The sequence below is a fragment of the Tissierellales bacterium genome (genome assembly GCA_025210965.1).
Lineage (GTDB): Bacteria > Bacillota > Clostridia > Tissierellales > JAOAQY01 > JAOAQY01.
On record JAOAQY010000207.1, the window covers coordinates 1 to 22,406 of the forward strand.

The window sequence follows — 22,406 nt, forward strand, 5'->3', positions numbered from 1 at the left end:
AGATATACCTAGCAGGGTAATGTCGGAAACAAACCAAGCACCATTAAAAGATTTAGTGGATGGTTTTAAGTATATAGCTAAGATGAAATCAGTGATGATACTGATGGGATTTGCACTTATATTGAATTTTTTGTTCAATCCACTATTTCAAATTGTATTTCCTAAATTAGTGAAATTCACCTTAGAAATGAGTTCGAGAGAATATGGTTTGCTACAAATGATGTTTCCTATAGGAAGTATATTAGGAATGCTTATACTTTCTATGCTTAGAGAACAAAAGAGTTACAGCAAGATGATAACAAAGGGAATAGTTGGACAAGGATTATTTGCAATACTTATCAGCTTGAGCGTATTTGGATGGATGCGAGGTTACTATGGAAATATTGTAGTGATAGTACTTATAGTAGTTAGCATTATCGGAGTTGGTGTAATGAATGCACTTACAAATATGCCATTATTTACAATATTTCAGAAGAAGGTTGACGATGAGTACAGAGGTAGATTTTTCTCACTGTTATCTATAACTTGCCAAGGAATAGTGCCACTAGGGCTAGTAGTTTTTGGTATATTATCAGATAAAGTAGCTGCTGAGTGGATATTCATGGTTACGAGTATTGTATTTATAATTGTGGGATTGAGTATGCTTTTTATGAAATCACTTGATGATCTTTAAATAAAATTAACATTATCGTTGAAATACAAACGATTGTAGCAAAGAGTTAAAGGAATTCTTTGTGAATATGAATCCCGTTCAGGGCGAAAATACTACGCTCTACGGAAAAAGTATTGACAAAATGTAAAAAAAATATATACTTAAGTTACACCGGTGATAAATTAACGCAGAGGAGTGACTTAAAATGAAAAAGAGAATGAAATCGATAGTTGTACTTTTGACAATGTTTATGATGATATTTACAGCAGGGGCGACATCACTTGCAATGGGTGACGATAACATGTGCATAAGAGATATAAATGGAGACATGGTTCGCACAGGGGAGAGATATTATATAGTTGAAAAAGGCGAAGAACATAGAGCTCTTAGCTACAAAAAGAGTTGGTTTTGGAATTATATTTACGTAGCGGAGAATGGAGACCGAAGCAAAGTTGTTGGAACACCAGTAGAATTTTACAATGAGAATAATTTTGGAATTGCAGGACTTCCAATTTTACCTCAGAATAAAGTGTTTGTAAAAATGAATAATGAGTTTTTCAATTTCAATGGTGGTGCTTTTTCTTGGATCTGGCTTGATGACAAAGAGGATACTGTTAAGCTAGTTCAAAATGATGGACAGAATTCTGTGGCAATAGCTACTGGCAATGTAAGTACTGTTTATTATGATAGATATGGTAGAATTTGTGATAAGTGGCAAGCACATAGTTCTAGAACAGAGGGTGTTTTTATGGAAACTACTCATGTAGGACCACTTGGAAAAAAACACTACGATGATAGATGGACTGCTACCTACATTCACAGCAATCCACCACAATATTATTTTATTCCAGCAAATTAGATAAATAGACCTTAGCATATTAAAATACAAAAAACTTCTCATTATGGTATACTAACCAAAATGAGAAGTTTTTTTGTTGGGGGTGACGAATTGATACTTGATAGAGAACTTGCAAATCAAATAGTTCATGAAATGATGAAAGTAATACCATATAATATTAATGTAATGAATCATTATGGTGTAATAATAGGTAGTGGAGATAAAAAAAGGTTAGGACAGCGACACGATGGTGCAATAAAGGCAATACATTCAAAGAGGATGATTGAAATAAATGAAAATAGTGAAAATGCCAAAAAAGGAGTAAATGAGCCCATAATAGACGGTCATGAAGTAATAGGTGTTGTTGGAATAACAGGAGAGCCTGATGAAGTAAGACCTTTTTCTAGACTAGTGAGGGCGGCTACGCTATTGCTTATTAATCAAGAGAGACACCTAAAAGCAGATCAAGAGGCTATGAAAAGAAAAGAGGAGTTTTTGTTTGAATGGTTTTATAAAAAACAGAATTATGGAGTAGATTTTGTTGAAAGTGCAAAAAAATATGATGTGGATTTAACTCAAAGGCACGGTATAATTTGGGTCAATTTCAGAAAAGCAATGGATGAAAATGATATAAAAAGAAGATTTTATTTGGGAAATGTACTTAAATTAGAGGCACATCAAATGGCTTGGATACTATCTGAAAGTGAGTGGGAAAGAGCAGAGAAAATATTAGATAAGCAGAGAGAGTATTTTAGAAAAGCTAGTAAAAGTAGACTCAGAAATCAATTAGATCAAGCGAGAAAAGAGGCTAGAAAAACATTAGAACTGGGACAGAGAATATTGCCAAGTGAAAATATATATGAGTACGATATGTTCAAATTTTTCTTGGAAATTAATTATGAGAGACATGATAGACTTGAAAATCACTTAAATCGTTTACATTCTGCTGGAGATGGAGTAGAACTAATAAAGACACTACAATATTTTATAGAATCAAATGGCGAGATGAATATGGCTGCTAAAAAACTTAACATACATAGAAATACACTTTCATATCGTTTAGATAAAATTTTTGAGCTTACTAAAAAACATCCGAAAAAGCTTTTAGACCTCATGGAACTAACGACGGCACTTTGTTTGAGTGAAGACTATTGGGCAAATGCACAAAAAACTTCATCACAGGGTCAATAGAAAATGATTAAAAAATGAAATACAATGGTCTCAAGAATCCCGGGAAAACCTTTACATGAATTTAAGGAGGAGAAGTAAATGGAAGTAAGTGCATTGGGAGCTATTGTAGGATTAGCTGTAGCAATTATATTGATATTAAAAAGGGTGCATCCAGCGTATGGACTCATTACAGGAGCACTTGTTGGAGGACTTATTGGTGGAGCAAACTTGGCGGAAACAGTTGGACTTATGATAGGTGGAGCTAAGAATATCATGCCAGCAATACTTAGAATTATGACAGCAGGAATACTCGCTGGTGTATTAATTGAATCTGGTGGTGCGACAAAAATTGCCGAGACAATTATAGAGAAAATAGGAGAATCAAAGGCGCTGATAGCTCTTATATTGGCGACATGTGTACTCACAGCAGTTGGAGTATTTGTAGATGTTGCAGTTATTACTGTATCACCTATAGCTCTTGCGGTTGCACAAAGAGCAGGTCTTTCTAAATCAGCAATATTAGTAGCTATGATAGGTGGAGGAAAGGCTGGAAATATAATGTCACCAAACCCTAATACCATAGCAGCGGCAGAAACATTTAAATTGGATTTGTCTAGTGTAATGGTTGCAGGAATAATACCTGCTATATTTGGGCTTATAGTTACGTATTTGCTAGCAAAAAGTTTAGTAAAAAAGGGTGAAGGTGTATTGGCAGATGAGATTGACGAGAAAGGTGGGGAAAAACCAAATTTCTTTGGAGCAATACTTGGACCGATAGTTGCTATTGCATTATTGGCTCTTAGACCTATAGCAGGAATTAGTGTAGATCCACTAGTTGCACTTCCAGTAGGTGGAATAGTTGGATGTATAGCAATGGGCAAGATTAAGCATTTAAATGAGTATGCTAAGTTCGGTCTTTCGAAAATGAGTGGTGTAGCGATATTACTTATAGGAACAGGAACAATAGCTGGAATTATAGCTAATTCACAGCTAAAAGATGTGATAATAGAAGGGCTTCAAGGATTGGGATTGCCAGCATTTGTACTAGCGCCGGTTGCCGGAATACTCATGTCAGCAGCAACAGCATCTACTACATCAGGAACTGCGGTTGCAAGTTCGGTATTTGGAAATGCGATATTGGGTCTTGGAATATCTCCACTTGCTGGAGCGGCGATGATACATTCAGGTGCAACGGTTCTTGACCACTTACCACATGGTAGTTTCTTCCATGCGACTGGAGGAAGTGTTTATTTAGGAATAAAAGATCGTTTGAAAATTATACCTTATGAGTCTATGGTTGGTTTTACTATGGCACTTGTTTCAACTATAATTTACGGAATGATATTGGGCTAGAAATTGAGAGAATGAAAAGTATAGTCAAAATAGATATGGAAAAGGTGAGAATCAATGAAAAAATTGGACAAAATTGTACTTGCGCCAGATTCATTTAAAGAAAGCATGACTGCAAAGACAGTTTGTGAATCATTGGAGAAGGGAATAACGAAAATATTGCCACATGTTAGTTGCATTCACGTTCCTATGGCTGACGGTGGAGAGGGGACTATGCAGTCTTTAGTAGATGCTACAGGTGGTAAAATATATGAAGCTAGAGTAAAGGGCCCACTTGGCAATCCTGTCACTGCCCAATACGGTATTTCAGGTTCAGGCGATATGGGAGTTATAGAAATGGCATCTGCCAGTGGACTTCACCTAGTTCCTATGGAAAATAGAAATCCATGTCTTACTACTACTTATGGAACAGGTGAATTAATAAAAGCTTGTCTGAATCACGGAGTTAAAAAGTTGTTGATTGGGATAGGTGGCAGTGCTACTAATGATGGTGGAGCTGGAATGCTTCAAGCACTGGGAGGCAAATTGTTAGATGCAAATGGAAAGGATCTTTCATTTGGTGGTTTAGCGCTTAAAGATTTGCACAAAATTGATTTAAGTGATGTAGATATTAGACTTAGAGATGTGGATATAGATGTGGCTTGCGATGTTGATAATCCATTAATTGGAGAAAAAGGTGCATCAAAGGTTTTTGGGCCTCAAAAAGGGGCAAATGAAGAGCAAGTTGAACTACTAGAAGCGGCATTAAGCCACTATGGCGATATAATAGAAGATCAATTAGAAATTGATGTAAAAAACTTTAGTGGAGCAGGAGCAGCTGGAGGCCTTGGAGCTGGATTGATGGTATTTCTAAATGGAAAGCTCAAAAAAGGAATTGATTTGGTTATAGATTATGTGAAGCTTGAAGAAAATATAGCTGAAGCAGATTTGGTTATAACTGGGGAAGGAAGTTTAGATTCGCAGACTTTTCATGGGAAAACACCGCTTGGAGTATCAAAACTTGCAAAGAAATACAATGTTCCAGTTATTGGAATCGCAGGTAGATTAGGCGATGGCATAGAGGGGTTATATGATGAAGGTTTTACAGCTATATTTAGCATAGTAGATGGAGTAATATCATTAGATGAAGCTCTTGATAAAGGACCAGAAAAAGCAGAAAAGCTTATAGAGAATATCATGAGATTATGGAAAAATTTATAAAGTAAAAAATGGAGTATATAGTGACTATGAAGTTCACTATATGCTCCATTTTTATATTATAAGTCCAGAGGAAATGAACAAGCCTAGAATTCCTAAAAATATTCCCAAGCCTATCAAAAATTGACTGTTATTTTCGTCAGCAAAATCTTCACCTGATGAAAAATCGTACAGCAAATAAAGTAGTCTCTCTCCAAATGGTTTTCCTTCAGTTCTAATGAGTGATGAAAAAATCCCGGCTACAATGAAGGCTAGACCTATTAATACTATTGCTAGACCTATATATTCTTTCATAACGAACACTCCTATCAATAAGTTATTTAGTAACTTTATTATATATAGACCTTATTAAAATTCAATTAAATGAATATGAAAGTGTAGTGAAAAGTTTACTTTTCATAAAAATTTACTTTGTAGAAAAGTAAACTTTTAGATTAAAACTGATAAATATTGACTTATTATCGAAATGTATATACCATAGTACTAAAACAATTGGAGGTAGAAATATGCAAGTAAGTTTTCACGATATTGGGGAATTAGAAACAGACGAGCTGAAATATGTTGTCATAGTAGCTAAAAAGGATGATAAGTTAATACTTTCTAAACATAGAAAAAGAACTACTTGGGAGATTCCAGGGGGACATATTGAAGCTGGAGAAAATCCAGACGATGCAGCCAAGCGGGAATTAAACGAAGAGACTGGCGCTAAATTGTTTAAAATAGAAGCAATTTGTGACTATGGTGTATCTAGAAATTCTAATATTAGCTACGGAAGATTGTATTTTGCAAATGTGAGTGAAATTGGTCCTTTGCCAGAACTAGAAATAGAGAAAATAGAGCTGTTTGAAGGGTTGCCACTAGATAATATGACTTATCCAGATATACAACCCAAACTTTATGACAGAATTATGCAGGCTAAAAAATAAAATAATTGCCGAGAGATAACAAACCTATAACTATTAAAAGCATGCCAACGCCTAAATATATTGGATTACTGCTTTCATCTTTCATATGTCGTTTAGAAAATATTCCTTCTAGAAATAGTAAAACTTGATACGGAAAATTTTCATTTTTGTCTTTTGCTAAAGATTCACGGCATCCAGCGATGTAAATCAATAATCCTAAAATGATAGCAAATATACCGATTAATATCAAATACATTTTTTATCCTCCTCTTAATTAAGATAAATGCAGTTTAAATTATGCAGCTAAAATATTAAAAAAAGCTTAAATTTAGAATATTTGAAATTTGCATATTGACTAGTGATAGAAAAAAAGCTACGCTAGTAGGAAATATCAAAAAAGGAGATGTTCACTATGTACTATAAAAAAATGATAGGAAAGAGAATTTATTTATCGCCTATAGATCCAGAAGATTATAAGCTTTATACTGAATGGATAAATGATATGGAAGTAGGTCTTGGAATAACATTTTCTAGGATGCTTATGAGCGAAGCTACTGAAAAAGAAGCATTAGAGAGAATAAGTAAAAATGGCTATAATTTTGCCGTGGTAGATAATGAAACGAATTTGACTATAGGAAATGTTGGATTTCCTGCTATAGATCAGGTAAATAGAAAAGGCACAGTAGGTATATTTATAGGAGATAAGAAATATTGGAATAATGGATATGGTGGAGAAGCACTTAGCCTACTTATGGATTTTGGTTTTAATATATTGAATCTTCATTCCATTAATTTAGTAGTATTTGGGTTTAACAAACCAGCAATTAGATGTTATGAAAAAATAGGATTTAAAGAAGCGGGAAGACTTAGAGAGGCAAAAATAATGGCTGGCGAAAAGTATGATGAGATTTATATGGATATATTAGCTAGTGAGTTTGAGTCACCATATATTAAAGAGTTGATGGATGAGAGGATTGGAAAATAGTAGCAAGAACATTTAAAAAATATTTAAAAACGTCCTTGTAAGTTAATCGTTAAAATGTATCTTACAAGGACGTTTTTTACTATTTAGTCTTTAAATTTTCTATAATCTCAATAGCAATATCTAAAGCGTCTTTATCGCCGAAATCATGGATATTGTAATCAGGAACAACACCTCTATGTGTGTCTAATCCATTTGGACGGATAAAATACTTGTGTGAAACAAAAGCTCTTAAATCAGAGTTAGGTAATTTGAATTCATATAAATCTCCGAAATGTGTTGCTAAACCACCAGTTTCTTCACCGATTAATTGCCCTATATTATAGTCTTTTATAGTTGCAGCAAACATAGATGCACTAGAAAATGTTTTGCTACTAGTCAATACGTATATATTGCCGCTAAAGACAGGTGATTCTAAATAGTTTCTGTTAGTGTCACCAATAGTGGAAGTAATTTTTCCAATTTTAGGTAAATAAGGTGCTAGGGCTTCTTCTATTTCTTGATTAGTTGCGCCGTGTTGTTCAAATTTTGATTTATGCCTATCTAAAATTTGATTACTTACCTTTAAATCAACCTTACTTATCTGGGTGAAATTGCCATCATATATGTGTTCTATTAGAAGATCACCTAGTGTAGAATTGCCACCGCCATTTTTTCTTATATCTATTATTAAATTAGAGATAGACTCGTTTTGTATCTCTTTAAACATTCCATCTATAAAAACTTTAAATTTATCAAAATCCAAAAAATCATTGAAAGTCAAACAAATAGTATTATCATTTATTTTTTTGTATGAGTAATATTCGTTGCTAGAATTTGATTTTGGAATCAGTTTTTTATAATCATCTAAATTTACACTAGGCAATGTAATTTTTTCTATGTTACCATTCTTATTTTTGACCTCTATCATATAGGAGTCTTTATGTTCGTTTACTAAGTAATAGTACGCTAGAAAATTTCTGTTTATAGTTGATTCTCTATATGATACATTTTGACCACTTACAAAGCTAATCATATCATTATAAAGTTTGGTAGTAGAAACTCCATCAATAGAAATTATTTCACAGTCATTATAAAGGTCAGTATGTTCTACTGAAGCATTTTGAAAATAAATTTTGCCGTTTTTTAGATAACTGATTAAACCCATCAAATCAGGAGATTGAAGTACTGAGTTATAATAATCAACTGAGTATCTCAAACCAGTATGCCCATCTTTCAATTTGCTGATAATCGGCTCGAATTTTGAAAATATTTCGGCATCGGAAATAGGCTCAGATATACTTTCAAGAGCGGATGCTATATCTGCATCAAATTTATCTTCAGAATAATTTGCATACAAATCTGGGTGTACTTCTTCAAGATTTTTGACTAAAAAATTTATGTCTTCTTTTACTTTGTCTTTAGAGAAAAGAGTATCATTTATAGCTAACGCCGAAGATGACATGGTAGATAATCCAAGACAAATGGATAATGTAATTAGTAATTTTTTCAAAATATATTCCTCCTAAAAATCAAATAGTTCATTAAGCACGATTAATAATATATAAAATCAATCTTAAAATTCACTTAAAATTGAAGAAAAATTAAACATAGAAATGTAAAAATTATATTTAAAGATATAATACAACTATTCAGTAGAGAATGCCCCCAAAATTCTAAAATAGTGGTGAGAATCCGACAAATATAATATTGACGAAAGGATGTTTTTAAATGCAATTAGATCACGTATTTATAGCAACAAAGCGAGGAGCTAAAAAAGTTGATGAGCTTTTGAACTTTGGATTAAGCGAGGGGACTGGCAATGTTCACCCAGGTCAAGGAACTGCAAATCGTAGAATTTTCTTTAAAAATGCAATGCTTGAATTTATATGGATAGAAAACGAGGATGAAGTAAAGAGTGATTTAACATCACCTACTAAGTTGTATCAAAGATGCAAGAGAGCAAATGATAGTGTATCGCCATTTGGAATATGTCTAAGACCAGATGACGAAGAAGAAAAATATGCTAAATTCAAAACATGGTCATATCATCCTATATACCTACCTGAATTTCTTGAGATAGAAATGAGTAGTGATACTCCACTCGAAGAGCCAATGTGGTTTTATCTAGGTTTTGGCAGAAGACCAGATCAACTTTCAGAGGAGAAAAGAGAAGAAATGAATCATAAGATTGGATTTGAGGAGATAACTGGAGTTCGCCTGACATTAGTGACGGACGAGGAATGGTCAGATGCAGCAAAAATGATTGAAAGTGATGCAAAAATAGTACTTGAACGAGGAATTAATCCCCTTATGGTGCTAGAATTTGATAATAAAAAGCAGGGAAAATCAAAGGATTTTAGACCAGAAATCCCTCTGATAATCGAATGGTAAATAGAGTAAAAACAGTGGAAAAGTATGTAAAAAGAATATTTACACCTTTTTATCATTTATAATGAAAAAGAGGTGATAACATTGGAATTTAAGTTCAAGAAAAAATTGATTTTGTTATTTTTTGTTGTGTGTATAAGTATTGTTAGTATGTTTGCTACATCATATTATCTAATCGGAACTAAAATGACTTCAAAAGTTGAAGATCCAATAAATCATAAAGCAATGATAATATTAGGGGCAGGGCTTTGGGGAAGCGAAGTTTCGCCTCAGTTAAAAAGGAGGCTTGATAGTAGCTTAAAACTGATAGAGCAAAATCCAGAATTATTAGTTGTGGTATCTGGCGGGCAAGGTGATGATGAGGATATTTCAGAAGCTAAAGCCATGAAAGATTATTTAGTGGATAATGGTGCTGACGAGTCGAAAGTGATTATGGAAGATAAGTCCACATCTACATTTGAGAATATCTCATTTAGTAAGAAATTGCTAACAAAATGGGGATTAGAGAATTCTAAAATAATCATAGTATCTACAGATTTTCACATGTATAGAGCTGAAATGATAGCGAATAGAATGGATATGGATGTTTCTATGCATGCTAGTCCAAATTTGGAAATATTAAAAGAAAAAAATAGAATGAGAGAAACACTAGCACTTATAAAAGATGATATATTTAATTTTTAAAAAGTGTAATATGATTACATGAATAGCATTGTTCATAAAAGTGAAGTACCATTCATGCATAAAAAACTACCTTCTATGGAATTTGTATTGACTCTAGGCGTAAACCGTGTATAATTTACTCAACATAAAAAATACTGACATAAGTGATTAATATCTGAGTAATAATTCACAAAAAGGGGGAAATACAAATGAAAAAAATGAAGAAATTCATGACGCTCATGCTTACAACTACACTTATATCGACATCATTTTTGAGCGCAGCAACACCAGCACTAGCGCAAGGAGGAGCAGCAACAGTATTAGAGCAGGGAATAGGTCAGGCTCATATTCCTTTATTACAAGAACAATTCAATAATCCATCTTATTACTATAGCGGGTTGCCTAGAAATATAGTAGTAGAGACAAGAGAATTCGATTCGGAAAATGTAGTATTAGATGTGAAGTTTAATTCACCGGTATATGTTGGAAATCGTTATTTGTTAGCTCCAGTTAGCGGTATGGAGTCTATGGAAACTGGTGAGTATAGAGATATATTACGTTTTATAGGAATACCTATAAAAGCAGGACATAGAGATGATTTTGCAGCTAAATTTACTAATATGTTTAGAAAGATAGATTTAAGTAATTTACGAGTTAAGGGATATATTAGAAAAGATAAGAAGGTAGTAGAATACTTTAATGAATTGATAGAGGGTTTGTCTGATGAACATTTAGATAAAGCAGTTATACCTAAGGGGGAAGTGGCATTTAGTATAATTTTAAAAAAGGATTCGCCATTAATAAATGGAATCAAGGTGGAGCGTCAGATGTTTTTTGAAAAACTTAGATCTTCAACTGTTATAGCTGGTCAAAGTGCTAGATTAGATTATAGCACTACAATAGGTGTGACAAATGAAGAGGCGTTTTCTATAGCGAAGACTGTCGGAAGTTCACTTTCTTTTGGATTAAGTGGAAGTAAAGGACCACTTTCTGCATCACTTGGATTAGAGCTGCAGCAAAGTCTTACAAAGACCTTTTCGACTAGTTATTCTGTAACTAAGACAGAGACATTAGGAGAGGCTCATACATTTGATGGAGCTGGAAGACCTTCAAGAAGAGTTGGAATTTATAGATATGGCGAGAAATACACATCAAAGCCCCAGTTTAACCAATCGCTAAAATCAAATTATCCTTTCTTAAAGCCAACTACTAGTACGATAATGTATATGAGATCTATTCAGGCTTTGGATATTGAAAAACCATCTTCAGCAAGTAGTTCAAACTCGGCAGATGCATCTTCTAGTACTAGTAGCGGACATTCATCATCAAATAGCGGATTAGTGCCTAATACAAATGATGGAAATACCAATACTAATTCACAACAAGATCCAGCACCAGCGCTTACAAGTTTAGGTGAAGTAAGTCAGTTATTTAGAGGATTAAACAAAAATATACCGTATATGAGAGATACTCATATAAGAGAAATTAGACAATTGAGCGGAAAGTCTGTCAAGTATAATTCACGAGAGAAGGGATTTTTAGTTGATGGAAGAAGTACATTTGAAATTACTATTGATATAGCCAAAGAAGGTTTGTATGATCTTGGAATAGATTTAGGATATGTATCAAGTTTCAATGGAGCGAGACTTGCATATCTTAACAATCAAGGTATAAAAGACAATTCAATTTCAGCAAATCAATTGGGAACACCTTTTTTAGAGAGTGGTTTACGCTTGAAAAAAGGTACGAATAAACTTAGAATAACAACTACAGGAGTGGGAATGCTCAAGAAGATAGTTGTTGAAAGAAATACAGATGATGCATATTATAGATGCGGTGAAAGATAAAAAATAAGAATTGGACTAAGGGAGGAATTAATATCTTCCTTTAGTCTATTTTTTTTCTGATATAATGAAGTTTAGGTGGTGATATCGTGTTCGATGAAAATATTGATTTAGGCTATAATATAAATAAAAGATTTGTAGATGAGAGTTGTAGTGTGTTAGAGATGAAAAATGCTACTGGAAGAGGTCAGATGACTAGCTATGAGATTATGCCTGGAATATGTATTATGTATAATGATTTTCATATGGAATATTGTACATCAAAGGCTCTGAGTAGAGGTAATATGATATGTATAGACCATTGTCGTGAAGGTAGAATTCAATGGGATATGAAAAATGATAAGTATATTTATATACAAGGTGGAGATCTTAGAATTGATTGCAGAAAAAAGCATGGAGGGTATTTTGAGTTTCCTCTAAGTCATTATCACGGATTGACTATAGGCTTTATGATAGATCAAGCCCAAAATTCAATATCACAATATATAAAGGAGTTTCCAGTTGATTTAGAAAAACTTAGAGAAATGTTTTGTAGTGACTCGGAAGTTGTTGTTCTTAGGGCAAATGAGTCTATATCCCATATATTTTCAGAGTTGTATGATGTACCTGAAAAAATTCAAAATACATATTTTAAAATAAAAGTACTAGAGCTTCTTTTGTATTTGAGTGCATTGAATTTGGAAGAAGAGCAGAGTATTCGACCATATTTTACAAAATTTCAAGTTGAGAAAATAAAAGCTATAGAAAAATATATGACAAAGAATATAGAACAAAGATATACCTTAGAAGAATTATCAGAGAAATTTCAGATTTCACTTACATCGATGAAGAATTGTTTCAAAGGAGTTTATGGAAATTCGATATATGCATACATGAAAAGTTACAGAATGAACAAGGCAGCGGTATTATTAAAAGAAACGAATTTAAGTGTAATTGATATATCGGGTAAATTAGGATATGAGAGCCCGAGTAAATTTTCATCAGCTTTTAAATCGATAATGGGGAAGACTCCTACCAAGTATAGAGGATGAATTGTCTAAATGGAGTATGTTTGTCTTTGTAGAGCTGAAAAAATAATTAAAACTAACTATAATGAGGATTAGCTAAATGGTAGCTAATCTTTTTTTGTAAAAAAATAGAATTATTTATTAGTTAGTTTGTAAAAATAAAGGGAGGAAGAAGGATGAGAAAACCAACTACTTTAAGTAGAATTAGAATTTTTGCAAGGCCATGCAAAATGAAACTGATATTGTCTATAGTTTGTGCAATAATAAGTGTCATAGGTAGTATAGTGCCGTATTTTGGAGTGTATGAGATATTAAAGCGATTCATGAAAGGCAATATAGAAATATCTGAAATATGGTATTTTACTGGGATTTGTGTACTAGGCTATGTCGTTAAGTTATTATTTTATGGTATATCGACAACACTTTCCCATATATCAGCATATACTATATTACAAGGCATAAGACTTAAAATGATGAACAAAATGATGAAAGCTCCACTTGGAACGATATTAAATCAGACATCAGGGAAGCTAAAAAATGTAATAGTTGATAGAGTTGAAACTATAGAGCTTCCACTGGCTCATATGATTCCTGAGGGAATTTCTAATGGATTATTACCACTAGGAATATTTATATACTTAATGAATATAAATGCGAAAATGGCATTTATATCGTTGATAACTATTCCTTTTGGAATCATAAGTTTCATGAGTATGATGAAAAATTTTAGCAAAAAGTATGATGATTTCATGAAGGCTAGTAATCATGTCAATAGTGTGATAGTTGAGTATATAGGTGGCATTGAGGTGATAAAGGCATTTAGTCAAACACAGGATTCGTATGAGAAATTTTCAGATTCTGTATCATCTTTTAAAGAATTTACATTGGAATGGTTTAGAGCTACTTGGAAATCGATGAATTTTACTATAGCTATACTACCTTCTACACTTTTGGGAACTATACCGATGGGATTATACTTGTATATAGATGGAGAATTAGCACCACTGGAATTTGCAATGTGTTTGATATTGTCATTAGGCCTTATAACTCCGCTCATGTGGTTTACAGTGGCAATAAATGATTCGAAAACAATAAGTTACGCAATTGAAGATGCAGCTAGTCTATTAGACATAGAAGAGTTAAACGATTCAGAGATAGAAGTAGAATTAAAGAACTATGACATAAAATTAGAAAATGTCAGTTTTTCTTATGAGGAACAGAGTTCTAATGTTTTGGAAAATATAAATCTTGATTTCAAAGAGGGTACATTTTCTGCATTGGTTGGGCCATCTGGTGGAGGCAAGTCGACAATAGCTAAGTTGATAACTAGATTCTGGGATGTAAAAAGTGGATCAATAAAAATTAATGATATAGATATAAGACATATACCACTTTCTCAACTTTCAAAAATAATAAGTTTTGTAACACAAGATAATTTTTTATTTGATTGTTCTATTCTGGAGAATATTAGGATGGGAAAGCCGTCAGCTAGTGATGAAGAAGTTTATAGGGCTGCAAGAGCAGCGCAATGTGAAGAATTTGTATTAAGGCTAGAGCTGGGATATCAAACAAATGCAGGAGAGGCTGGTGCGAAATTGTCGGGTGGAGAGCGTCAGAGAATTGCAATAGCAAGAGCTCTTTTGAAAGATGCACCTATAGTGATATTAGATGAAGCAACTGCATTCACAGATCCAGAAAATGAGGATAAACTACAAAAATCAATATCTGCTTTGACTAGAGGGAAAACATTGATAGTCATAGCGCATAGATTGTCTACTATAAAATCTGCAGATCAAATAGTATTGATGAAAGAAGGAGAAGTTGATGCAGCTGGAACTCAAGATGAGCTACTGAAAAATAGCAAGCTTTACAAAGAACTCTGGAAGGCTCATATAGGAACTAAAAATTGGAGTGATTTAGGAGAAATGGAGGAAAGAGCCTATGCTTAAAATTATAAAGAGAATTATAGAATGGACGGGTACGCACAAAAAAAGACTTTATAAGGGCTTTGTTTATTCTATGCTCAACAGTATATTTGTAGCTATGCCAATAATGATAGGTGCAATTACTCTGAATTTGATAATAGATGCAGAAAAAGGTCAATTAGTGCTACGAAAAGAGAGTGTCTATGTGGCATTGCTGTCTTTATTATTCGCAGTATTTGGCAGATATTGGACTTCATATAAGAAAGCAGTATTACAAGAAAGTATAGGATATGAAGTTACCGAAGAGTACAGGACAAAAATAGGAAACTTGCTTAAACGAGTATCTCTTGGTTTTTTTCAAAATTATAGTGCTGGAGATATAACTGCAGCTGTGACTAGTGATTTATCGTATATGGAAATGTACGCTATGAAGATGATAGATACGGTTGTAAATGGATATATAGGAGCTCTAACTCTTGTAATTTGTATGTTGTTGTATAAGCCAATTTTAGGACTTGTATGTTTAGGTGGTCTGATGGGTTCTGCAATAGCACTTAAGGCACTTGGAAAGAAAAGCCAAAAAAATGCACCACTTCATCAGAAGGCCCAAAAAGAAATGATAGGCTCTACTATAGAATATATAAAAGGTCTTTCTATAGTTAAATCATTTGGACATGAAGGAGAGGCTCTTCAAAAAATAAAAGATAGTTATCAAAGTAGTAAAGATGTAAATATAGGCATTGAAAAACAATTTGTACCAATGAATTGTATGCATTTATTTAGTCTTAAGATTGCATCTGTATTCTTAGTTACTATATCTTCATTCTATGCTTTGAATGGTGATATTAGGATATCAGAGTTGGTTATGATTATGACATTTTCGTTTATGATATTTGCACAAGTAGAGGGAATAAATAATGCAACACATGTATTAGAAATGCTTGATAGTACGATGAATCAACTGGAAAGAATAGCAAATGCTAGTTATATAGATTCTGGTGGTGGTGATATAGAACTCAAAAAGTTTGATATAGATTTTGAAAATGTGAGTTTTAGTTATGAAACAAAGGAAGTTATAAGGGATATTTCATTTCATATAAATCAAGGAACTACTACTGCTATAGTGGGGCCATCAGGAGGAGGAAAATCTACTTTGTGCAATCTTATTGCAAGATTTTATGATCCTCAAAAAGGCGATATTAAAATAGGTGGAACTAATCTGAAAAAATTAACTTGTGAAAGTTTACTGAAAAATATAAGCATGGTATTTCAAAAAGTTTATTTATTTAATGATAGTATCTACAATAATATAGCTTTTGGGAACACTGATGTTACAAGAGAAGAAGTGATTGATGCAGCTAAAAAGGCATGCTGTCATGATTTTATAATGAAACTGCCAAATGGATACGAAACTATAGTAGAGGAAGGTGGAGCATCTTTATCAGGAGGTGAAAAGCAGAGAATATCGATAGCGAGAGCTATATTGAAGAAAGCGCCTATAGTAATATTAGATGAGGCAACGGCTAGCGTAGACCCAGAAAATGAGCATCAAATTCAGAAGGCTATTAGTGCCCTTACTCATGGGAAAACTATAATAGTTATAGCTCATAGATTAGCGACTATAGAAAATGCAGATCAAATATTAGTTGTTAATCAAGGGCAAATTGTACAGAATGGAACGCATAAAAAACTATCAAAAGAAAAAGGAATTTATAAGCAGTTTATGGATATTAGAGAAAAGGCTGAATCTTGGAGATTTACAGCATAGGATATAATTATATAACTATAAGTTTATATAAGCGTTTTCAATATTAAATTTAATCTTTCTGTTTTTGTAATAAAAATCAAATTGAAATGATTACGGATATCTGCTATTATGATAGTAAGTAGTAAATTTACTTAATGGGGGAGACGTATGAAAAGTATAAAGACTAAACTTATAGCAGTATTTTTGCTTATATTTGTACCATTTGTTGTGACGGTAATACTAGCATTTGGAACTTTCAATCAGATGGAGGACGATGGGGTTGCTATCAATTTGTCAGGAAGTCAGCGGATGAGGACGATGCTTATTAGTAATTATTCTATGCAGATATACCATAGCGATGATGGATTAAGTGATGTAGATGACGCAAAAAAGATATTAGAGAAGGAAATGAAGACATATAAAAAAATAACAAGTGCTCTGATAAATGGTGATGAGAATTTGTATATAGGTAGTAATAAAGATGCTGAAATTGTAAATGCTATAAAAGATATACAGAATAAAACTAGCCGATATGTAGAAGAGGCTAAAAAAATATTAGATGGCAATGCTAATAGAGAAGATGTTTATTTCATGACTACGAATGCTATGAATATCAAAAATGATTTTCATAAAATAGTTATGATGTATCAAGAAAATTACAATCAAAAAGTCGGTTTATTTAAGAATACATTGATTGGACTTAGTGCATTTGGATTAATGATATTGCTATTCGGATACTACTATGGAAACAAAATAATAGTAAAACCGATATTAAAGATTACTAAAAAACTTGAGGAAATTGCGAGTGGTGAAGGTGATTTAACACATGAAATGGAAGTTCACTCTAAAGATGAGATAGGGAAGTTAGCAAATGACTTTAATAGATTTATAAAGACCATTAGAGATATGGTAGTTGAAATTTCTAGATCTAGTGAGAATTTAGAATCTGTGTGCACTTCTTTAGAGCTTATCACAGGAGATGTAACAGATTCTTCAGAAAAGCTATCTACTATTACATCTGAGATAGCAGAGGGTGCTACAGAACAAGCGACAGAAGTTATGGTTACATCTGACAAACTTTCAGAATTAGGAGATGAAATTAATGAGATAAATTCTATTTCAGAAGATATGAAGACTAGTTCTATGGAAATCAGAGAGATAAATGAAATAAGTCAAAAAAGTATGATAGAGCTTCAAAATAGTAATTCAGAAAATATAAAAGCGTCTAATGATATAAATGATGCGATTAAGGAGCTGTATCAAAAAATTGAGCAGATATCGGCAATTACAGAAGCAATAAATGAGATATCAAGTCAAACTAATTTACTCGCGCTTAATGCATCTATTGAAGCGGCTCGCGCTGGAGAACATGGTAGAGGTTTTTCTGTAGTTGCAAATGAAGTTAGTAAATTAGCTGAGGAATCCAACAAATCAACTATAGAGATATCGACTATAGTTTCTGAAATTCAAAAGCAAGTGAATCAGACAAGTGAACTTATGGAAAGCGTGTTGAAGATATCTGAAAACCAATCTCATGCAGTTGAAAAGTCAAAAGAAGATTTTAACAATGTAGCTAATTCTTTGACGGGGATGATTGAGAGAATAGATAGGGTAAACGGTAGGATAACAACTGTGGATGGAAAGAAAAATGATATATTGCAGGCTATACAAATTGTAGCAAGTGTGTCAGAAGAAACTGCGGCGTCTACAGAAGAAGTAGCTGCATTTGCAGATGAATTCCAAGCGAGTGTTAATGATATTTCAACAAATGCTAGAAATTTGAGAGAATCAAGCGAACATCTATCAGGCATGATTTCGAAATTCCAATATTAATTAATGAGTATATATAAAGGTCAATTTGCGAGAAGATTAAAAATCTTTTGCAAATTGACCTTTTTTATTTTGAAACTATATCTAAAAGCAAAGTTTGAATGTGATTTTGGGGTATAAGGTGAAATATAATATCATATTTTACAAATTAACCATTTTTATAAATATAAAATTTTGTAAGGAATTGTTAAAGAATGAAAAAACATATATAATAACATCACGACTAAAAAACTATTTGTAAAAAAGAACATTGAAATGATGAAATTGATAATAAGTTCATAAAGCTGTTATTTTTAGGAAAGGGGATAAATCCCATGTTCAAATCTATAAGAACAAAAATATTTGTAAGTTTTTTTAGTATAATAACTATAGTTATTGTAGTAGATGCGACATTGTTCTATTATTTAGAATCAAAATTTCTAAATCAAAATGCGATAGAGCAGTCACTTGCAATAAATAAACTCCAGGCGGAGATGCTAGGTAATGTTATAAAATCTAATAAGGATAGGTTGCTTGATTTTGTTGAAGAAACAGACGTGGTGAATCTAGATGATAATCGGATGAAAGAAATAATGAATTATTTATTTAATAAAAGTGGAAGCGAATTTTTTAATGTTTTTTATTTTGATAAATTAGGTGATTTTGTAACAGTAGAAGATTTTTCGGGAAATATAGCGGACAGGGAATATTATAAAATCATAAAGCAAAGTGATGAAGATTATTTTATTTCAAAACCAGTGATAGGAAGGATAAGAAAAGTTGCAGAAGTAATTATCGTTGTTGCGATAAGAGATGAAGATGGAAACTTTGCTGGAGGATTAGGAGGCGCGATACAGTTAAGTAGATTGACTCAATTAGTAAGGCAAATAGAAGTACTTCCTAGCAGTTATGCTTGGATAATAGATTCTTCAGGGGAGATATTAGCTCACCCAGAAACTGTAAAATATACTGGTAAAAATATGAAAGATGGAACCAAAATGGGATTTGATGGTCTTGAAGAATTATGGGCTGAAATGAAAGAAAGTAAATTTGGAAGTGGAGATTACTATGATGGAAATATCGATAAAGAAAAAATAGTTACGTATAATGAAATTCCTTCATCATTGGGATGGAAACTCGTAATTACTACATTGGAAGAAGAGATATATGCACCTGCTATAAGACTTATGTATATTATATCTGGAATATCCATAGTATTGGTTATAATATTATCAGCAAGTACATTTATTTTATCATCAAGGATTGTTGCACCTATAGTGAAGCTTACGAGAGCAGTTGGACAATCTAGAAAATCAGAGATAATACAGATTGAAGATGTTAATTTAAATGATGAAATAGGAATGCTAGTAGGCGGTTATAATAAAATGGCAGAGTCTCTTCATCACTATACTACAAGTCTTGAAATAATGGTAGAAGAAAGAACAAAAGAGTTAAATGCTTTGAATGAAAAATTAGAGTATAGGAATAAAAAATTACTAAATTTAAATGATGAATTGTATACACTTGCAACGACTGATGAACTCACAAAATTATTAAATCGAAGTCATATTTTGGAACAAATAGAAGCAGCTATAACACAAATTCAAAATGGTTCTATGCATTGTTTTAGTATAATGTTTATTGATTTAGATAATTTCAAGTATTACAATGACACCTTTGGTCATGATGTAGGTGATAAAATTTTGATAGATCTCGGAGAAAGCATGAAAAAGATATTTAGATCTACTGACATAATAGGACGATATGGTGGAGATGAATTTATAGTATTGCTTTTGGACACTGAGTTTGCTCAGGCTCAGTCAGCTGAATCTAAGTTTCAAAAGTTTATAAATTCCAAGAATGGTTATTCAGAAAAAATCTCAAGATGGCTTGAAACTGAAAATGTCGAGATTAACGAAGGCAAACAACTGGGAATATCAGTAGGGATAAAGACGTATACTATTGAAAATGACGAGTCAATAGATGATTTGATAAAGCTAGCAGATGATGCTATGTATGAGAAAAAGCGTAAAAAGAAAAACATATACAAAAAAGAACAAAAAAACATATGAAATAAATAATTGATGAAAAAAAGGTTAACTAGAAATGGTTACCTTTTTTGTTTTAATTTAGAGTTTAAGTTAGCGACTTAGGTTTGAAAAAACAGAAAATAGTGTATAAATATAGTGTAAAAATAAGGAATATTGGAGGAGCTACAAATGGATAAAGACAAGAAAAAATATAACAGAATTAATCGCACGCCGATTAGATTTATTCCTATAATGCTATTAGTTTATTTATCAATTAATTTATTGAGTTTGACGCTGCCACTAGCTATGAAGAAAATATACGGAAGCATAATGCTATCTCGCTCACTGGCTAGTCTTAGATATGTATTGATTGGAGTATTGATAGCAATATTTTTGGAGTCTATTATGAAAAAAATAAAAGATTCTTCAACTAAATGGATTTCAGCTAAGTATGAATACAAATTATCCATATTTTTGATGAATAAATTGATGCATTCTTATACCCATAATTCAAATGATGAAAATTACATAACAAATTTAGAAAAATTCAATTCAATTTCTAGAATTACAACGTTTCATTCTACTAGAATGTATCAATTATTTATTGATTTACCATTTATGTGTATATTTCTATATTTGATTTATATTTTTGGTGGGCCGTTGGTGCTTATTCCCATAGTGTTGTCAGCGATATATGTGATAGTTCTTTTGATAATTTCACATAAGTATTTTAAGAATAGAATAGCGCAAATTAGAGCAAATAATAAATTAGTGGATCAATTAACAGAAACTCTTGAAAAAATACATCTAGTTAAGGGCGCGGGTATTGAAGAATCTCAGATTATCAGGTATAGAAAGTTGCTAGATGAAGCTACGGAATCATCTTATATAAGTGACAAATATGAAAGCATACCGAGGACACTTTCATCAAATTTTGCTCAGCTAAACCTATTTACGATACTCATTGGTGGTGGATTCTTAATAAGCACAAATAGTATAACTTTTGCAGAGATAACAGCATGTGCAATGCTTGGAGGAAGAGCTATAGGGCCAGTTGTTAGCATAATGAATCAGTATTTTCAGAGAAAAGATATACAGATATTGAAAAACAGAATAAACCAGATTGCAGATATAAAATCACAATATGCAAGCAATGTACCCGATTTTCCAGAAGATATATCTGGCAATATAGAGATTATTAATCTCGAATATGAAGATATACAAACACACAAAAAAGAGATTTTAAATGCAACCATAGAAGCGGGAAGTTTTGTTCATATAAGTCCGAGGTCTTTTTTATCGTATAAAACTATATTGAGAAAGATGATAGGACAAGAAAAGATAAAATCAGGTCAAGTGTTGATAGACAATCTTGATATCAAAGAGTGGAATATGAATTCTCTAAAAGGAAAAATAGAATATATATGTGAACATGTCAGTATTTACAAAGGCAGCATAATTGATAATATAACATATTTTAATGATGCTAAAATACAAAATGCTTATAATGCGTCTGCAATTACAGGACTTGATGAAATGATAAGTCACCAAGCAAATGGATTCGAGACTCAGATAGATGATTATTCAAGGAACTCTTTATCACCTGCATTTATCCAGAGATTAAACCTTACAAGAGCATTGATAGATAGACCAAGAATACTTATACTAGACAGGATAGATGAGAGTATGGATGTTGAAACATTAGCTAATTTTAAATGGTTACTTGAGAGATTTCGTGGGAGGATGACAATAATATTAGTATCAGACAATCCAGAACTTGTGAAATTGAGTGATTCTAAAATAGATGGATTTGAGGAGAGTGCAATTATATGAATGAAGAAAAGTGGATAGAGTGGGAGATGCATACATCCAAGGTGTGGTCAGATTTAAGAGATGTTTTAAAACCAATAAACGTAA

The 22,406-nt window shown here is 32.4% G+C and carries 19 protein-coding genes; 16 read left to right on the forward strand and 3 right to left on the reverse strand.

Features of this window, described 5'->3' with window-relative positions:
• The 5 genes from N4A40_14895 to N4A40_14915 all read left to right on the forward strand — a co-directional run.
• On the forward strand, nt 1–673 hold a 673-nt coding region (locus N4A40_14895), incomplete at its 5' end, for an MFS transporter (GenBank protein ID MCT4663142.1).
• A 184-nt stretch (nt 674–857) separates the two neighbouring features.
• The gene (locus tag N4A40_14900; protein ID MCT4663143.1) at nt 858–1,511 is read left to right on the forward strand and encodes a hypothetical protein; all 654 of its coding nucleotides are present in this window, start codon (nt 858–860) and stop codon (nt 1,509–1,511) included.
• Nucleotides 1,512–1,601: 90 nt separating this feature from the next.
• Nucleotides 1,602–2,681 carry a helix-turn-helix domain-containing protein gene (locus tag N4A40_14905; GenBank protein MCT4663144.1) on the forward strand — a complete coding sequence of 360 codons (1,080 nt, stop codon included), beginning with the start codon at nt 1,602–1,604 and terminating at the stop codon, nt 2,679–2,681.
• Nucleotides 2,682–2,759: 78 nt separating this feature from the next.
• Complete coding sequence (locus N4A40_14910; protein ID MCT4663145.1) at nt 2,760–4,013, forward strand: SLC13 family permease; 1,254 nt, start codon at nt 2,760–2,762, stop codon at nt 4,011–4,013.
• 54 nt (nt 4,014–4,067) lie between these two features.
• Nucleotides 4,068–5,210 (forward strand): glycerate kinase, encoded by a 1,143-nt coding sequence (locus N4A40_14915; GenBank protein MCT4663146.1) that lies wholly within the window; start codon nt 4,068–4,070, stop codon nt 5,208–5,210.
• Nucleotides 5,211–5,261: 51 nt separating this feature from the next.
• Here N4A40_14915 and N4A40_14920 read toward each other — a convergent pair whose 3' ends face one another.
• Nucleotides 5,262–5,501, reverse strand: a complete 240-nt coding sequence (locus tag N4A40_14920) for a hypothetical protein (protein MCT4663147.1) — start codon at nt 5,499–5,501, stop codon at nt 5,262–5,264.
• A gap of 212 nt (nt 5,502–5,713) precedes the next feature.
• Here N4A40_14920 and N4A40_14925 point away from each other — a divergent pair, with 212 nt between their 5' ends.
• A complete protein-coding gene (locus N4A40_14925) occupies nt 5,714–6,133 on the forward strand; it encodes an NUDIX domain-containing protein (protein ID MCT4663148.1) in 420 nt (139 codons plus the stop codon).
• Here the strand turns inward: N4A40_14925 and N4A40_14930 are convergent.
• On the reverse strand, nt 6,123–6,368 hold the full coding sequence (locus N4A40_14930; protein ID MCT4663149.1) for a hypothetical protein: 246 nt from the start codon (nt 6,366–6,368) through the stop codon (nt 6,123–6,125). The two genes, N4A40_14925 and N4A40_14930, sit on opposite strands and share 11 nt — an antisense overlap.
• Nucleotides 6,369–6,524: 156 nt before the next feature.
• On the opposite strand from N4A40_14930, the gene N4A40_14935 reads away from it, so the two are divergent.
• Nucleotides 6,525–7,097, forward strand: a complete 573-nt coding sequence (locus N4A40_14935) for a GNAT family N-acetyltransferase (GenBank protein MCT4663150.1) — start codon at nt 6,525–6,527, stop codon at nt 7,095–7,097.
• A 79-nt stretch (nt 7,098–7,176) separates the two neighbouring features.
• Here N4A40_14935 and N4A40_14940 read toward each other — a convergent pair whose 3' ends face one another.
• Nucleotides 7,177–8,586 (reverse strand): S41 family peptidase, encoded by a 1,410-nt coding sequence (locus N4A40_14940; protein ID MCT4663151.1) that lies wholly within the window; start codon nt 8,584–8,586, stop codon nt 7,177–7,179.
• A 218-nt stretch (nt 8,587–8,804) separates the two neighbouring features.
• On the opposite strand from N4A40_14940, the gene N4A40_14945 reads away from it, so the two are divergent.
• The 9 genes from N4A40_14945 to N4A40_14985 all read left to right on the forward strand — a co-directional run bounded on the left by N4A40_14945 (nt 8,805) and on the right by N4A40_14985 (nt 22,322).
• Nucleotides 8,805–9,467, forward strand: coding sequence for a VOC family protein (locus N4A40_14945; protein ID MCT4663152.1), 663 nt, complete (start codon nt 8,805–8,807; stop codon nt 9,465–9,467).
• A gap of 81 nt (nt 9,468–9,548) precedes the next feature.
• Nucleotides 9,549–10,148, forward strand: coding sequence for a YdcF family protein (locus N4A40_14950; protein ID MCT4663153.1), 600 nt, complete (start codon nt 9,549–9,551; stop codon nt 10,146–10,148).
• A 188-nt stretch (nt 10,149–10,336) separates the two neighbouring features.
• Nucleotides 10,337–11,974 carry a hypothetical protein gene (locus N4A40_14955; GenBank protein ID MCT4663154.1) on the forward strand — a complete coding sequence of 546 codons (1,638 nt, stop codon included), beginning with the start codon at nt 10,337–10,339 and terminating at the stop codon, nt 11,972–11,974.
• Between the two features lie 86 nt (nt 11,975–12,060).
• Entirely contained in the window at nt 12,061–13,002 is a 942-nt protein-coding gene (locus N4A40_14960; protein ID MCT4663155.1) for an AraC family transcriptional regulator, read from the forward strand.
• Between the two features lie 152 nt (nt 13,003–13,154).
• Nucleotides 13,155–14,927 (forward strand): ABC transporter ATP-binding protein/permease, encoded by a 1,773-nt coding sequence (locus N4A40_14965; GenBank protein MCT4663156.1) that lies wholly within the window; start codon nt 13,155–13,157, stop codon nt 14,925–14,927.
• Nucleotides 14,920–16,671 carry an ABC transporter ATP-binding protein/permease gene (locus tag N4A40_14970; protein MCT4663157.1) on the forward strand — a complete coding sequence of 584 codons (1,752 nt, stop codon included), beginning with the start codon at nt 14,920–14,922 and terminating at the stop codon, nt 16,669–16,671. The genes N4A40_14965 and N4A40_14970 overlap by 8 nt, the downstream gene beginning before the upstream one ends.
• A 147-nt stretch (nt 16,672–16,818) precedes the next feature.
• Nucleotides 16,819–18,483 (forward strand): methyl-accepting chemotaxis protein, encoded by a 1,665-nt coding sequence (locus N4A40_14975; protein ID MCT4663158.1) that lies wholly within the window; start codon nt 16,819–16,821, stop codon nt 18,481–18,483.
• A 311-nt stretch (nt 18,484–18,794) separates the two neighbouring features.
• Nucleotides 18,795–20,531, forward strand: coding sequence for a diguanylate cyclase (locus N4A40_14980; protein ID MCT4663159.1), 1,737 nt, complete (start codon nt 18,795–18,797; stop codon nt 20,529–20,531).
• Between the two features lie 147 nt (nt 20,532–20,678).
• Nucleotides 20,679–22,322: an ABC transporter transmembrane domain-containing protein gene (locus N4A40_14985; protein ID MCT4663160.1), complete on the forward strand. Its 1,644-nt coding sequence runs from the start codon at nt 20,679–20,681 to the stop codon at nt 22,320–22,322.
• Nucleotides 22,323–22,406: the final 84 nt, after the last annotated feature.

What these genes read in the sequence shown, in the direction of transcription:
- N4A40_14910 (MCT4663145.1), top strand. Translation starts at nt 2,760, where the DNA reads ATGGAAGTAAGTGCATTGGGAGCTATTGTAGGATTAGCTGTAGCAATT.
- N4A40_14920 (MCT4663147.1), bottom strand. Translation starts at nt 5,501, where the DNA reads ATGAAAGAATATATAGGTCTAGCAATAGTATTAATAGGTCTAGCCTTC.
- N4A40_14915 (MCT4663146.1), top strand. Translation starts at nt 4,068, where the DNA reads ATGAAAAAATTGGACAAAATTGTACTTGCGCCAGATTCATTTAAAGAA.
- N4A40_14985 (MCT4663160.1), top strand. Translation starts at nt 20,679, where the DNA reads ATGGATAAAGACAAGAAAAAATATAACAGAATTAATCGCACGCCGATT.
- N4A40_14930 (MCT4663149.1), bottom strand. Translation starts at nt 6,368, where the DNA reads ATGTATTTGATATTAATCGGTATATTTGCTATCATTTTAGGATTATTG.
- N4A40_14900 (MCT4663143.1), top strand. Translation starts at nt 858, where the DNA reads ATGAAAAAGAGAATGAAATCGATAGTTGTACTTTTGACAATGTTTATG.
- N4A40_14975 (MCT4663158.1), top strand. Translation starts at nt 16,819, where the DNA reads ATGAAAAGTATAAAGACTAAACTTATAGCAGTATTTTTGCTTATATTT.
- N4A40_14925 (MCT4663148.1), top strand. Translation starts at nt 5,714, where the DNA reads ATGCAAGTAAGTTTTCACGATATTGGGGAATTAGAAACAGACGAGCTG.
- N4A40_14965 (MCT4663156.1), top strand. Translation starts at nt 13,155, where the DNA reads ATGAGAAAACCAACTACTTTAAGTAGAATTAGAATTTTTGCAAGGCCA.
- N4A40_14945 (MCT4663152.1), top strand. Translation starts at nt 8,805, where the DNA reads ATGCAATTAGATCACGTATTTATAGCAACAAAGCGAGGAGCTAAAAAA.
- N4A40_14935 (MCT4663150.1), top strand. Translation starts at nt 6,525, where the DNA reads ATGTACTATAAAAAAATGATAGGAAAGAGAATTTATTTATCGCCTATA.
- N4A40_14980 (MCT4663159.1), top strand. Translation starts at nt 18,795, where the DNA reads ATGTTCAAATCTATAAGAACAAAAATATTTGTAAGTTTTTTTAGTATA.
- N4A40_14970 (MCT4663157.1), top strand. Translation starts at nt 14,920, where the DNA reads ATGCTTAAAATTATAAAGAGAATTATAGAATGGACGGGTACGCACAAA.
- N4A40_14955 (MCT4663154.1), top strand. Translation starts at nt 10,337, where the DNA reads ATGAAAAAAATGAAGAAATTCATGACGCTCATGCTTACAACTACACTT.